Raw genomic sequence first — 14,393 nt, 5'->3', positions numbered from 1 at the left:
CATGTCTTTGTCTCGGGTTTTGGCCAGTCTGCTTCACCAACCAACATAAATAAGCCAACTCCGTAGTTCCACATGCTGGATAATCATACCCAGCATCTACCAGAATATGCTTGGGCTTTTTATCCATCACTCCTGCTACTTTTCAATTCATGCGGTTATCCCTAACAAATCCTGGGGTTTTGACAAAGGTTGCAACCAGAGAAACCTGGGCGATGACTTGCTACCCCGGACAACGGTTCAATTTAACGCAAATATATCGCCTTATACGGGATGATTTCGATTTTTCATTAACCACGTGCTACGCGGATGCGGATAAGTGCACACGCTCACAAGGCAGCGATGAATCGTCTGTGCGTTGTGCTGGATCAATGATTAGCGTGGAGCGCGTGTGGAGCGCGAAAAGTTGTTGTATTTTTATCTATATGTTTTATATATGTTTATATGATTTTTTGTGGAGGTTCAAGTCCTCTCCTCGGCACCATAAACCACTCCCGTGTGTTTTCGGCTATGTCCGCCGCAACCGGCGCGACACTAGGACTCTGTAACTCGAACCATGGTTCTAATGTCCGTCCGTATCGACCCGACAATCGTCCTGGGATTTGCGGCGGTGGCGGCTCAAAAACATTAAATTTTTTCCGCATCAGGTTTCTGGTAATGCGGTAGCGAGTCCGATGGCTTCATTGCCGTCCGACTCTGCTGTCCAAGGTAACTTCCTTGCCGTTCGTTCGGTACTGGCAATCAAGCAACCATTGATCGAACCGCCGCGCGAACTCGGTGTGCAGACAAGGCACTCCCCGGTATTCCGGGGGCAGCATCCGGTTGAATGTCGTACTCAACATGACTTTGCCTACTGTTGCGTCGCAGTCCCCTCGGAGCCGGTCCCGTCTTTCGCCTTTGGCTCTTCAGGCGGTGGCGCCTTGCCCAATGCGGTCAGACAGGGTGTGCGGTCCTTGATGGCCGTTTCGAGGGCCTTCTGCGCGGCATAGGACAGCCCCATGGTCATCACGGCCGCGCCGACGGTAGCGCCCGCCGCCGCGGTTCCCTTGACGTCAAGGGCCGGGGTCGGATGTGCGAGTGTCCCGCCAACGCCCATCATCTTGGTCACGTCGCCGACATTGACGCCCAGCGCTTCGCGCCCCTGGGTGCGGATCGCAATGTCGATCTTCTCGGAATCGAGATCGATCTGACCGTTGCCGATGACGAACATTTTGTCGGTCTGCAGGACGATGCCCTTGTCGGTGGTGGCGACCCCCTCTTTGATCGTGAAGTTTACGACCGCGCAGTCCATCGGTGCCTTCTCCGCCTTATCCCCAAACGGGTTGATGGCCCCGAGGATCTGCACGATGATGTCAGCACCGATCAGGTTGATCGCCTTGTTGTCGATCTCGCCCTTGCCGACGTCGACCACCACCTTGCCGTTGAGTCCGGCCATGATCTCGTGCATCGACTTTCCGGCCCCTTTCACGTCGATCGTCATTGATGTCTTTCCATCGGTAACGACATCTTTCAACCCCTTGATCTCACCGAGTACTACCTCGGTCGCATCGATCTCGATATCGAGCTTCGGGTCCGACCCAGACGCATCAACGATCACGTCCCCTTTGATATCGCCGTTACCGGACTTTGCCTGTAGCGGTTGAATCTCGAGTTTGCCGTCATCGAGTTTCAGTCCGATGACGACGTCTTTCAGTTCGCGTACCTGCATCTCCACGCTTTTCGCGTCGAGACGGATGTCGGCATTGATCTCCTTCAATCTGTCGAAGGGCAAGGGATCATCTGAAAATACACGCTCTTTCGATGTGTCGGCTTCGGCTGCTCCCTCCTCCTTCGGTTTGGTCTCCACCTTAGCCGCCGGCTTCGCCTTCTCGAAAGGTTCCAGGTTGAGTCGAGTGCTGCTCAGTTTCGCCACCACGCGCATCGGTTTGGCCTCATAGGCGACAGAGGCCTCACCGCTCAGATCACTATCCCCCGCCTTCGCCTCGAGCGCGGACACCCGGTATCCGCCATCGATGTCGTTGAGCTTCGCCTTGACGTCGACCGGGCCCACCGCCGGCAGATCCGTACCACCAAGCACGCCGAGCACCTTGAGGTCCGGGGACTGGAGGGCAAATGCCATGTCGACACCCTTGCCATCCAGGGAGGCCGCTACGCTGCCATCGGTCGCCACGTGCACCTTGCCGGCGGACCCGTCGAGGGCGATCTCATAGACATCCCCGGTGTCGGTCAGATCCGCCTTGACGCTGAGCGGGCCGATATCCGGTATATCCCTTCCCGTCAGTTTCGAGACGGTGTCGAAGTTTGGCGCCTCGAGTTTCGCCGACACCGTCATCCCATCGGGATCGAAAGACCTGGCAATGCGGCCCTGCGCATCGACGGAGAGGTCGGCAAGTGCCCCCACCGCGGTCAGCCGGTAGAACCCCTCGGCTTCCGATGCCTTGCCGCTCAACTCGATCGGCCCGATCATGGGAAGATCTGTGCCCGCGATGGTGGCGATCGTCCCCAGGTCCGGCGCCTTGACCTCGTAATCCATATTGATTCCCGTACCGTCCAACGCCTTCGCCAACGTACCAGCGAGGGCGAGATCGATATCCGCGGCCTTCCCATCGAGCCTGATCCGATAATCGCCTTCGGTGTCGGAGATCTCCCCCTCGAACCGGATCGGGGCGATATCGGGCAGTTCGGTGCCCAAAAGTCCGGTGACGGTCTCAAGGTTTGGAGCCTCGACACTCGCCTTGAGTTTAAGGGCCGTAGTGTCCAGGGCTGCCTTGACCGTCTCGGTCATCGTGAACGCGACGTTTCCTACGGTCCCTTCCATCTCACTCCGGAATGGCTGGTTGTTCAGCAGGTCCGTCAGGTAACTCGTCGTTCCGTCGATATTGACCGGGATCTCGTTCAGCAGGGCGGCGATCCTCCACTCGAGCTGGCCCGAGAGGTTTCGATTGATGGTCAATTCATCGAGGTTCAGCACCATCTCGCGACTCGACACCCCATCCCGGTAAAGCAGATGGGCGTTTTCCAGCCTGACCTCGTACAGCGCGACGTCGATACCGACACCGCCCGACTCCGGCGCTTCGGGCTCTTCCGGCTCGGTCCGCTCTCTGCCCATCGCCCAGTTGACCCTGCTCTCGGCATCGGTCTCAAGCACGATCTCTGGATCGATCAGGATCAATTTGCGGACCTCGATGCGACCCGACAGCAGTGGAAGCACCGCCACCTTGAGCTCGGCCTCGCGGACCCGGACCATCTCGCTCTCCGTGCCCCAGGGGACGTTCGCCAGGCTCACGTCGCGCAGGACGATGCCGGGAACCAGCGATACGCTAAGATCCGAATCACCCTCGATTCGAAACCTGCGCCCCGTGGCTTCGGTGATCTGATCCTCGATCACGCCCTTGTAACGATCGAAGTCCACGAATGCCAGTGCGACGATCACGCCTGCAAACAGGATAACGACGACCAGCAGGGCGATCCCCAGAGACTTGAAGGCCTTCATCTCGACTGATTCCTTTCCACTCAGGTTGATTGGATGCTCTGATCCGCTACGCTATCGGACCCGGTGCCACGAAGCGTCCGTTCCCATCCAGGATAGGGCGGGGCTAAACCACAGAGGCATCCGGCTCTTTTGGCATACGCCCGGGACACCCGCTGACCGGTACCATCGGGGGCTGCAGGCAGGGTGCCATTATTACCGCCCAGCGCTTGTTACCACAAATTTCCGCGGACCGGTCTGTTCCGACCCGACGACTTCGGTCTCCGACGCCGTTCATGACTTGATACCACCCCGCATCGCGCTTTCGACGTCAGCGGCTCTCCGTTGCGGGAATCACCACCGGTGGAGCAGGAACCGGACACGCCGTCCCCGGTCCTATTATTCAAGTCGTACCTGGAGAATCCCATGCCAGTCGAATCGAAAAGACGAATCCTGTTGGGCGCCGCGGCAGTGCTGTTAACGAATGTCCCGCCCAAGGCGCTGGCCGGTGCCTTGCGTACAACACCCCGCCAGACCGCAGGCCCCTTCTACCCGGTCGACGTGCCACTGGATGACGACAACGACCTGGTGCGCGTCAGAGGGCAGGACCGTCCAGCCAGCGGAATGATCACCGAACTCACCGGGCGCATCGTCGACCGCAACGGACAAGCCCTGGACGACCTGCGCATCGAGATCTGGCAGTGCGATGTCAACGGCCGCTACCGTCACCCCCGCGAGAACGCCGACCGCCCGATCGATCCGGGATTCCAGGGCTTCGGGCATACCATCAGCGATACCCGGGGTCGGTACCGTTTCCGCACGATCCGTCCGGTCCCCTATCCCGGCCGGGCACCCCATATTCACGTCGCGGTGTACCCCCCCGAGGGCGAGGTGCCGTTCGTTACCCAGTTGTATGTGGCCGGTGACCCACGGAACGAAGGGGATTTTCTCTATCAGCGCGTACCCGGCGACCTGCGCCCCCTGGTAACCACCGAGTTCATCCCGACCCCGAGCGGCGGCGACACCTTGACGGCGCAGTGGGACATCGTCCTCGGTGTCACCCCAACCTGATTCACCCGGCAACCGGACGGGGCTGTGTGCCCAGAAAGCGCAGTATGACCACCGGCTATTCGATGAAACTCCGCCCGATGACGATCGATGATCTGGACGCCGCGAACGCGGTGGTCGAGGCGGCGATCATGACCTGGTCGGTTTCCGATCGCGTCAAACGTCTGTCGCTGCCGAGTTATCGTTACCAGCCACATGATCTCGATCACCTGACCCTTCGGGTGGCCGAAGGCGCGGCCGGCGAGGTCATCGGGGTCGCCGCCTGGGAACCGGCCGAAGCGGCGGATGCCCCTCAAGCGGCACGCGCGCTGTTGCTCCACGGCATCTATGTCGAAACGGATCTGCAGGGAAAGGGCATCGGTTCACGCCTGCTCGATGCCTCCATTCAGGCCGCGAGGCAGGGAGGATTCGAGGGTCTCCTGGTCAGGGCGAATCCCGACGCGGCGGGTTTTTTCTCAGCCAGGGGGCTGGCGCATCTTCCCGTCGAGGATCCTGTGCGTGACTATCCCCACCGCAACTGGCTGGCGCTGGGATCGGAAACCTGAGCCGGATCGAGGGAAGTCCCCGGCACAACGCTTACACGGCACTGGCAGGCGTGAGGGCGACCTCGTCACCCGGTTTCAGCAATCGTTCGGGCTCGGCAAACTGCCGATTCACCGTCACGGTCAGCGGGCCGGATAGCAGACGATTCCATATCTCGTCGCGCTCCCTCAGATACCCCAGCAGATCTGTCACGCTGAAGGTCGGCCGGGTCATCTCGATCTCCTCTCCTTCGCGGCCGAGCGCCTGCGCCAGGGTCGCGAAGTAGAGCAGCCTCAGAGGTTCGCCGCCGGTGCCGGCTTCATTCCCACCCTGGACAATGGCCCGATATTTCGCCAGGTTGGACGCCTTCTCGACACCCAGTCGATAAAGCGTGTCCCAGGAGTAGATGCCGGTATCGTGGCCGTCGTCGAACACGAGCTGCAACGCGTAATTTCCCACCGGCTCGATGCGCTCGATGTCAACCTCTTCCTTGTTCTTCAACCAGTCGCCCTGTATCCGCGCAACCTTGTTCTCCGCGGCCGGCGAGAACACCCGCAGATACTCGAAAGGCAGTAAGAACCGCTTGCCGTCGTCGAAGACGAGTTCGAGGGCGCGCTGCTTGCGATGCAGCGTGATTTCCGTGGGTATGGGTTCCCGGGCTCGGCTCATGGTTCCAGTCCGAAAAGATCAACCTGGCGGGCGTAGATCGATCACCGCCTGCATGAAGTGCGAGTTCCCACATCGGAAACCGGGATCATTCACTCTGGGCACTCCGGCCAGCCGTATCCCCAGCGCCACGGCAGCCCGGTGCAGGGGATCCCGCCGACGCGGACCGCGCGATACATCAAGTCCGCCACGGCAATGTACATGATCCGCACCCTGGAGACCGGGACATCGTATTCCTCCGCCACGATGGAGGCGCGTTCCTGACCGGTTTCCCGCACACACTGCCGCAAGATCTCGTCCGCCGCCCTGCGGGCGGAGAAACTCTCTTCGGCGGTCGCATCACGTGGACCACCGGCATGATACGCCCGGTCGTGTGTTACGCAACACGACTCCCAAGGGGGCGTTTCACCGTGCAGATCCGCGAATTCCGGGTACCGACGCGACGCGTATTGCCACCCGAACGAAAGCCCCCCACTACAGCCATCGGTAGTGAACGGGGCCAGCGAATTCGCGGGGTCCGCCTTTACCGCACCCAGGATTTCGTGGCGCTCCATCTCCAGCGTTCGTTCCAGAACGCCGAGCCGCGACTCGCCAGCGGCAAGGCCAGGCAAGACGGTTACCCAGGCACACAGCAGGAGCGCAACCGCTTTTCGACACCCACGACCGCGCGGTCCAACGGCGTATTCAAGGAAAGTCATTACCCTCCCGGGTGTGTCGCAACATTCAGGGAGAGTCATCGCGGTAGCTTCGGGGTGGAACAGGCCGCCCGAAAAGGATGGCGACATGGACGATCAGGCGTTCGATCGTGCTCATCCCGGCGCGGTCATTCAGCACCTCCCGCGCCATTTCGGGTTCGTCGGTGATGATCCCGTCGACACCCAGCGACGTCATGCGCGACATCGTGACTGGATCGTTGATCGTCCAGACCCAGACCTCGCGATCCGCCGCATGCGCCCTGCGGATAAATCCCGGGGTCGCCATCCCCGCGTTGACGGCGAGAAAATCCACATCGAGCTTCGTCAGGTCACCCAGCGCCCTGGCAGTCAGCAGGCCCGCGGGCCAGTCCGGGCGTAGCCGCCGGATCTCCTCGATGCCCGCCTGGCGCAGCGACATGATCGCCACTTCGGGCACCATCCCCAATGCCTCGACGAGGTCGACCACGCGTCGCTCCAGCTTGTCGTCGTGGCCGTAGTACTTGAGTTCGATCGCGACCAGGGCCTTTCCCCGGGCCGTCTCCAGGACCTCGCGCAGCGTCGGTGTACGCTCCCCTGAGAATCGAGGATCGAAACTGCTGCCGACATCGATCTCGCGGATCTGTTCGAGCGTCGCGTCCCAGATGTTGATCGGCACACCCGCAATCTTCATGAAATCGCTGTCGTGCACCACCACGACCTCGCCGTCCGCGGTTTCCTGAACGTCGATCTCGACCCAGTCCGTCTCGTCCTCGATGGCCTGCCGTACCGATGCGAGCGTGTTCTCCGGCGACTTTCCCGCCGCACCGCGGTGGGCGACGATCGCGACATCGTCGTCTACCCGCACACCCTTGAGGAGCCAGGCGCCCGTGCCGACGGCCACCACTGCCACCACGCCCAGTGCAATCAGAAAGCCCGGTAGCGAGAGGCCCCGGCCCTGCGCCGCGCGCCGTCCTTGCCGCTTTTCAAGCACTGCGTCGCTGACACCGGGGCCGAAATGTTCATACGCGGTGGTCAGAATCAGCGCGAAGGTCGCCGAGCCGAATGCCGTGACGAAGAGGTTGCCGAGTGACCACAAGGCGAACAGACCACCAAGCACGGCGACGACAAGCTTCAGGGAATGCTGGAATTGCGGGACGATAGCCATGCCGAGGATCTGTATGACACCGCCGAGGATTACGCCAAGCAGCAGCACGACCAACGCCCAGACGAGAAATACGACGAACAACCTCCGCTTGCCGCCGCTGAGCAGGTGTTCGCTCTCGGTAAACGCACCGGCTGGCGTCTCCCCGGAAAACAGTACCAGCAGAAGCGCCAGCGACCAGCCGATCAACTTGCGGACCAGCAGAATCGTCATCGCGAGCAGCACAACTGTGCTGAGGGTGACGGCCCCCCAGAACGCCGGCGGGCGCTCGGAAAGGTAGTAGTTGATATCGTGGTCCGTGAGCAGGGACCACGCGACCACCCCGGCAACTGCGAGAAAAGGCGCAACCAGCACCAGCACACGCACCACCAGCCGCATCGCGAACGAAAGGATTTCACCGGCCCTGACCACGGGCAGGAGCAGGGCCTCCTGCAGGTTGACTTCCCTGCCCCGAACGGACCCGACCGCCACACTCATCAAAGAGACCTGTTCGAGCGCCATGACGGTGATCAGGACCGCAGCGATGAGGATCATCGAAGCCAGCCCGGGAAGCGTCAACGCGAACCCGAGGATATCCTGGTCTGCTAGCGCCGGATGCCCGGACAGCCCGACGATGAAGCGGACGAGGGCGCCGGTCAGTGGCGCGAGCAGGACCACGCCAAACCCGGTGTATATGAGGTGAAGGACGAGATAGCGCTTCCAGTCCTTGCGCGCGCGCGACCAGACCTGACGCAGGATGTCCGGTAGGCCCTCCGACGCGTTCATGCCGCGATCCTCAACGGGAAGTTCCTCCGGTCGCCGTCATCTCGATCCGCTCGGTCTCCGCCGGTATGACTCTCAGGCCGTCCAGGGTTACGAAGGAACGCTCCCCGATATCGCCGCGCCGCGCCTCGTAGGATACGCTCTGTCCGCTTTGGGTATCGACCACCCGCACGCTGACGACCCGGTACCGGTCCTGCCATTCGAAGTAGAGATACATGGCCGAACCCAGAATCATGAACGCCACCAGGATGATCACTACGATCCGCAGGCTCTGGCCGGGGCCCGGATCCGTGGACCGGGGCGGCGTCGCCCCGGACGCTTCTTCGCTGTCATCCGACCGGGTACCGGTGTAGCGGAGATAGAGCACGAGGCCCGCGATCACGGCCGCGGTGAGGAGTAGTTTGGAGATCATAAACCCTGTTCCGTCAAGTCAATGCGCTGCCCGGCAGACGCCTCACGTATCCCGTCACACCGGCGCGTGTACGCCGTGGTAGAGGAGATTCGATGGCGCTGTTATTCTTCCTCGCCGCCAGAATCCGGTATCGACTGCTGTCCTGTCCTGTCCTGTCCCGTTCCACCACCGGTTTCGCGGAGGAAAGCCGCCCCCGGGGCGACGCGGAATCCACCGCCGGATGGATGTCGATCTGGTTCCTGCCCTTGTTTTTCGAATCGTATAACGCGGTATCCGCAGACCGGAACAGGATCTCCGGCGCCTGCCCATTTTCAGGAACGACACTCGCGACACCAATGCTGAGGCGATTTCTGTCAACAGAAATCGCCTCAGCAGATCCTGGGCAGCGGATCGTCCTCGAGTTCCTCGAGGAAGCGCTGCCCACCCAGCTCGGTTCCCAGTACGACACGTCCCCCCGTTCCGCCCACGCTGCCCACGCAGGCGGCCTGCGCTCCTTCCGGAAACCCACGCCATGCGGCAAGTACCCGATCCGAGGCCTCCCCCGAGACCACCGCCACGACCCTGCCCTCGCAGGCGAGGTAGTAGGGATCGTATCCCAGCATCTCGCAGACCGACCGCACGGGGTCGCGTACCGGTACCTTGTCTTCCCAGAGTTCTACCCCGTATCCCGTGGCGTCGGCGATTTCGTGCGCGACGGTCGCCAGCCCGCCGCGCGTGGGATCGCGCATGAAACGCACGCCTTCCATCCCCGACAGCGCCTGGGCAAGGGGCAGGACACTGGCGCTGTCCGAAACCACGTCGCCCCGCAGACCGAATTGCTCGCGCGCCAGCATGACCGCGATTCCGTGGTCTCCCACTGGTCCGCTGACCAGCACTTCGTCGCCCTCGCGAATCCGATCCATGCCGAGACTGAAGCCTGGCGAGGGTAGACCCATTCCCGTCGTGGCCAGATAGAGTCCTCCGCCCTCCCCGCGACGCACGACCTTGGTATCTCCGGCGGCAACCTGCACGCCTGCCTCGCGGGCGGCGCGCGCCAGCGAGACTACGATCCTCTCCAGCACCTCCCACTCCAGGCCCTCCTCGATGAACGCGTTGAGCGCCAGGTACTTCGGTATAGCCCCCGAGACGGCCAGGTCGTTGACCGTGCCATGCACGGCGAGCGACCCGATGTCCCCACCCGGGAATTCCAGGGGCTGAACCGTGAATCCGTCCGTCGTGAACACGACCTCGCTACCGGTAAACGGCAACGAAACCGCATCGGCGTGTGTGTCCAGCACACCCGAGGCGAGATGTCGGACAAAGATTCCGTCGATCAATTCGCGCATGAACCGTCCCCCGTTGCCGTGGGCGAGCGTGATCCGACTCTCGTTCAATCTGCCTCCTTTGACGGATGTCTGGCGATGATGCGCCGCGAATGGTTTGCGATGCCGGGTTCCGGAACCCGCTCAGGACGACAACCGTCGGAAGACTTCCCGGTCCTGCTCGAAGCAACGGCAAAAAGCGCCGCCGGCGACGTCACCGAGTACCGGCCAGTCATCCCCGGCGAGTCGCGTGGTCTGCGACCGGTATTCGGACAGCGCGGCCGCCTTCTTCGACAGGGTACCGCGCACATCGAGGCCATGACGGAATCGTCCCAGCAGGTTGACGTTGTCTCTCAAGGTCGATAACAGCACCCGGTACAGGCGACGCCCGCCACGCCGGTCCAGCGGGGCGAAGGGCCATTGCATCCAGAACCACACCGGATATTCGTACACGCTTGAGCGCAGACCCGAAACCTTCAGCGCGGCACACACGATAGTGTTCGTCCAGGCGTGGTCCTTCGGTCGCTCGTACGCGCTCGGCACGAAGATCATCTCGGGATGAAGTGCCTCCAGGATCCCCCGGACGCGCTCGAGGGCCTCTGACTCGACGGCTGCGAGCGACCGGTCCTCGAAACCCATCCAGTGCACGCGTTCGGGGTCAACCCCGAGTCGCGCGGCGGCCCTCAACGCCTCCTCGGCACGGAGCGCGGCCATGTCATCCCCATCCATCCACCGGCCGTGCGAATGCCTGCCATCGGTCATGATGACGATATCCACCGTCGCGCCGGCTTCGACCTTGCGGGCGATCGTGCCACCGCAGCCCAGCACCTCGTCGTCGGGATGGGGAGCGAAGACCAGTGCGGAAGCCTCCAGAGACCCCTCCAGACTCCTTCCGCGGGACAGCAGGTTCCGGTACAGCTCGGCAATACCTTCTCTCACTATCCCTCGCCCTACAGAAGCGGCACGCGAATCCGCGGGAACACCTCATCAATCGACGCCGTCACCGCCGTAACGATGCAGCAAATCAGTTTAACCCGCTTCCCGCGCCGCATGCTCGATGATCTGCCCGAAACAGATGCCGCCGTCGTTGCACGGTACCTGTTCGCAGAGTTGAACGACGTGCCCCCGCGATTCGAGTCCCGATTTCGCCAGTTCGCACAACAATCGATTCTGGAAAACCCCACCGGTCAGGCCGACAAACCCGAACGGCAGTGCGTGACGCAGTTCGCCGGCGACATCGACGATGGCGCCGGCCAGGGTCTCGTGGAATCCGCGCGCACGTTCCGCCCGATCTCGCCCGTCATCCATCAGGAGCGACATCAGGGGCGCCCAGTCCATGCGCAGTAATCCATCGCTTTCCGTCAGTGGCAACGCGAGCCTTGGGCCGCGTTCACCTGCGATCGCCTCGAGCTGCATAGGACCCTGTCCTTCGTAGCTCACGTGGGTTACGCCGAGAACGATTGCCGCCGCCGCATCGAACAGGCGTCCCGCGGCCGTACTGACGGGACAGTTCAGTCGCCGGTCCCATGCCACGCGTGCAATCCCTACGCCTTCGGGAGCATCGTTCCAGTCGATTCCCAGCTCCCAGCACAAGGCCGCGGCGCTGCGCCAGGGTTCCCGGCCCGCCCGGTCTCCGCCAGGTAGCCGGAAGGGTCGAAACGACCCGACACGACGCCAGGCACCCGGCCTTCCGTGAAGCACTTCCCCTCCCCAGATCGTGCCGTCCCCGCCGTAGCCGGTGCCGTCCCAGGTAAAGACCAACCAGTCGCCCTCACCCCGACACTCCCCGTAAAGCGCCGAGGCATGCGCGTGGTGATGCAGCACCGCTGTATCACGTACGCCGCGCGACCGCACCCAGCGCGTGGTGGTGTAATCGGGGTGCGCGTCACGGACGACGTCGACCGCCTCCACGCCGTAGAGGACCTGAAGGTCCGCAACGACCGCCTCGAAGACGGCGAGACTGCGGGGGGAATCCATGTCGCCGATATGGGGCGAGACGACCACACGGTCCTCCCAGGCCAGTGCCACCGTGTTCTTCAGGTGGCCGCCCACCGCCAGCACCGGGTGCCGTAGTCTCCACGGCAGCGGGAGCTCCAACGGAGCCATCCCCCGGCCGATGCGAATCGGGCGCGGCCGCCCCGCGATTGGCCGGAACACCGGGTCGTCGGCAGGTCGCTCGATCGGCCGGTCGTGATGCAGGAAGGCGTCGGCGATGGGTCTCAGGCGCCTCCCGGCCTCGCGATTCTCCGTCAGAACGGGTTCACCGCTGATGTTTCCCGACGTCGCGACGAGGGGCCCGCCGACGTCCGCGAGCAACAGGTGGTGCAGCGGGCTGTACGGGAACATGACGCCGACCTCTTTCAGGCCGGGTGCGATCCACCGCGAAAGACCACCGGGGTCGGGAAGCAACACGATGGGCCGCGCCGGGCCGCTCAGGAGTTCGAACGTGTCGTCGTCCATGGAAACCGGAGGTCCTGCCGTGGCCGGGAACAGCACCGCCAACGGCTTGTCCGGCCGTTTTTTCCGTTCACGCAGGCGTAGAACGGCGGCGTCGCTGCGCGCATCGCACATCAGGTGATAGCCTCCGATACCCTTGACCGCCACCACCCTGCCCGCGGCCAGCGCCGCCACGCAGGCCGCGAGTGAACCGGGTGTACCGTCGATCGTCTCGCCGTCCCGAACCCAGGACAGCGACGGACCGCAGGAGGCGCATGCAACCGGCTCCGCGTGGAAACGGCGGTCCAGCGGGTCTTCGTACTCCGCCCTGCAAGGCCCGCACAACGGGAATCCCGCCATCGTCGTCGAGGCGCGATCGTAGGGCAATCCGCGGATGATGGTGTAGCGGGGGCCGCATTGCGTGCAGTTAATGAAGGGATAGCGGTACCGCCTTGCGGCAGGATCGGCGAGTTCCCGCAGGCAGTCCTCGCAGGTAAAGTAGTCCGGCGGCAGGTGAATCTCCCGCCTGCCGGTGTGAGCGCTGGACCTGATCGCGAATCCCTCGAGGGGGCCGCTCGGGACGGGCTCCACGGAATCGATGCGGGGACGTGAGATCTTCGGCGCGTCTCGCTCGAGCTTGCGGGCAAAGGCGTCCAGACCTTTCACCTCGCCCTGCGCAAGGATCTCTACGCGACCCTCGGTGTTACGGACCCAGCCGGATAATCCGTAGCGGTGGGCCAGACGATAGACGAAGGGTCGGAATCCGACCCCCTGCACGTGTCCGGTTACGACCCAGTGCCTCGTTACGGGGGCGTCTCGCAGCACTATTGGACACCCTGGGTCGAATGGTTTGCCCGCCTCGCCACCGCAGTCGCGCTGGCATGGTTCTCATTCTCCGGAGGCGGCGCGTAGAATCCCCGCTGGTCCCGGCTTTTACGCCGGACACCCTTCAAACCAGCGCCGCAGATCAACCGGGCCAGGGTTGCCATGTCTCAAGGATCCCGAAATCCGATCGGAAATCAGCGTACCACGTTGCGGCGCGGCGTCCGATGCGCTCGGCTCGTTACGCTGGTCCTGGCATTGTCGCTGAGCTCGCCTCAGACGGGCCGTCCCTCCGCCACGATCACCCCCGGTGACATGGCGTCCTTGATGCGCGCCATGCTCGTCATGGCAAAGATGTGGAATTCGATGTTCGGCGACGGGCCCTCGGATCTCGCCAGCTCGATGATGGGAGGATCATCGCTGATGGATGGTTTCGGATCGTACGGCATGCCGGCCGGAAGCTGGACCAGCATGATGGGCATCACCGATCCGATGTCCTTCTGGGGAGCCGGCGCCGGCTTCACGCCCCCTGCCAACACACCCTGGCCTGGTGCGTTTTCCGGCATGCCCGGAACGACGGGCCCGTACGGAGGTCCGCGATACGGCGGGCGAGGCGTCACGCTTCGGGCCCTCCAGGGAACCTGGGCCGGTGCAAACGGTACCCTGCTGATGGTCGACGGCAAACGCTTCATGCTGTACCTGGACGAACAGCTCGCGGGTATCGGGACACTCAGAATTGTCCGGCAATCGCTGTTTGTGCAGGACGCGGTCAGCCGGCAGTCACGCACCTACGGGCTCGCCCTGCGAGACAACCTGATGATCTGGACCGAGCGCGGCGGGCGTACCCAGGCCTTCCGCCGAATCGCGCGATGAGTTCCGCTCACCCGACCGGATTCCAGGTACCCGATCCCTTAACGGGAGGGATCGGAATCGCAGCAAAAAAAGACCCCCGGGGTCGCCGGGGGTCCAGTAGCCGCTAGGGCTTGGGGGGTTGCTTCAGTAAGCTTTTATATAATGCCGCAAACGGCTTCGGACAGGTTCGACTCAAGCAGGTCGAGTTTCGCACCAACCCGGAAGCAGACCTGGTCGCCCGGGTTCGCAC

13 protein-coding genes are annotated in these 14,393 nt (G+C 62.9%); 3 read left to right on the top strand and 10 right to left on the bottom strand.

What is annotated here, in order from left to right; all coding sequences use genetic code 11:
• Positions 1-847: 847 nt before the first annotated feature.
• Complete coding sequence (locus LJE91_17580) at positions 848-3,490, bottom strand: AsmA family protein (GenBank protein MCG6870473.1); 2,643 nt, start codon at positions 3,488-3,490, stop codon at positions 848-850.
• A gap of 402 nt (positions 3,491-3,892) precedes the next feature.
• On the opposite strand from LJE91_17580, the gene LJE91_17575 reads away from it, so the two are divergent.
• Both LJE91_17575 and LJE91_17570 read left to right on the top strand, forming a co-directional pair.
• Positions 3,893-4,537 carry a protocatechuate 3,4-dioxygenase gene (locus tag LJE91_17575; protein ID MCG6870472.1) on the top strand — a complete coding sequence of 215 codons (645 nt, stop codon included), beginning with the start codon at positions 3,893-3,895 and terminating at the stop codon, positions 4,535-4,537.
• A 44-nt stretch (positions 4,538-4,581) separates the two neighbouring features.
• Positions 4,582-5,079, top strand: a complete 498-nt coding sequence (locus tag LJE91_17570) for a GNAT family N-acetyltransferase (GenBank protein MCG6870471.1) — start codon at positions 4,582-4,584, stop codon at positions 5,077-5,079.
• A gap of 31 nt (positions 5,080-5,110) precedes the next feature.
• On the opposite strand, the gene LJE91_17565 is transcribed toward LJE91_17570, so the two are convergent.
• The 9 genes from LJE91_17565 to LJE91_17525 form a co-directional block, all read right to left on the bottom strand.
• Positions 5,111-5,725, bottom strand: coding sequence for a gamma-butyrobetaine hydroxylase-like domain-containing protein (locus LJE91_17565; GenBank protein MCG6870470.1), 615 nt, complete (start codon positions 5,723-5,725; stop codon positions 5,111-5,113).
• A gap of 89 nt (positions 5,726-5,814) precedes the next feature.
• Positions 5,815-6,333, bottom strand: a complete 519-nt coding sequence (locus LJE91_17560) for a hypothetical protein (protein ID MCG6870469.1) — start codon at positions 6,331-6,333, stop codon at positions 5,815-5,817.
• Positions 6,334-6,445: 112 nt separating this feature from the next.
• Positions 6,446-8,323 carry a glycerophosphodiester phosphodiesterase gene (locus LJE91_17555; protein ID MCG6870468.1) on the bottom strand — a complete coding sequence of 626 codons (1,878 nt, stop codon included), beginning with the start codon at positions 8,321-8,323 and terminating at the stop codon, positions 6,446-6,448.
• A gap of 10 nt (positions 8,324-8,333) precedes the next feature.
• Positions 8,334-8,732, bottom strand: a complete 399-nt coding sequence (locus LJE91_17550) for an antitermination protein NusG (GenBank protein ID MCG6870467.1) — start codon at positions 8,730-8,732, stop codon at positions 8,334-8,336.
• Positions 8,733-8,745: 13 nt separating this feature from the next.
• Positions 8,746-9,156 carry a diguanylate cyclase gene (locus LJE91_17545; protein MCG6870466.1) on the bottom strand — a complete coding sequence of 137 codons (411 nt, stop codon included), beginning with the start codon at positions 9,154-9,156 and terminating at the stop codon, positions 8,746-8,748.
• Positions 9,101-10,105: a hydrogenase expression/formation protein HypE gene (gene hypE, locus LJE91_17540; GenBank protein MCG6870465.1), complete on the bottom strand. Its 1,005-nt coding sequence runs from the start codon at positions 10,103-10,105 to the stop codon at positions 9,101-9,103. Before hypE ends, LJE91_17545 begins: the two co-directional genes overlap by 56 nt.
• A 72-nt stretch (positions 10,106-10,177) precedes the next feature.
• On the bottom strand, positions 10,178-10,972 hold the full coding sequence (locus tag LJE91_17535) for a PIG-L family deacetylase (protein MCG6870464.1): 795 nt from the start codon (positions 10,970-10,972) through the stop codon (positions 10,178-10,180).
• Positions 10,973-11,062: 90 nt separating this feature from the next.
• Positions 11,063-13,294 (bottom strand): carbamoyltransferase HypF, encoded by a 2,232-nt coding sequence (hypF, locus tag LJE91_17530; protein MCG6870463.1) that lies wholly within the window; start codon positions 13,292-13,294, stop codon positions 11,063-11,065.
• 272 nt (positions 13,295-13,566) lie between these two features.
• Positions 13,567-13,764 carry a hypothetical protein gene (locus LJE91_17525; protein MCG6870462.1) on the bottom strand — a complete coding sequence of 66 codons (198 nt, stop codon included), beginning with the start codon at positions 13,762-13,764 and terminating at the stop codon, positions 13,567-13,569.
• Here LJE91_17525 and LJE91_17520 point away from each other — a divergent pair.
• Positions 13,763-14,164, top strand: coding sequence for a hypothetical protein (locus tag LJE91_17520; GenBank protein MCG6870461.1), 402 nt, complete (start codon positions 13,763-13,765; stop codon positions 14,162-14,164). The two genes, LJE91_17525 and LJE91_17520, sit on opposite strands and share 2 nt — an antisense overlap.
• Positions 14,165-14,393: the final 229 nt, after the last annotated feature.

It is taken from the genome of Gammaproteobacteria bacterium, assembly GCA_022340215.1.
Taxonomy (GTDB): Bacteria; Pseudomonadota; Gammaproteobacteria; order JAJDOJ01; family JAJDOJ01; genus JAJDOJ01.
Note: the sequence above shows the minus strand (reverse complement) of the source record. Positions and strands in the feature narration are given on the sequence as shown.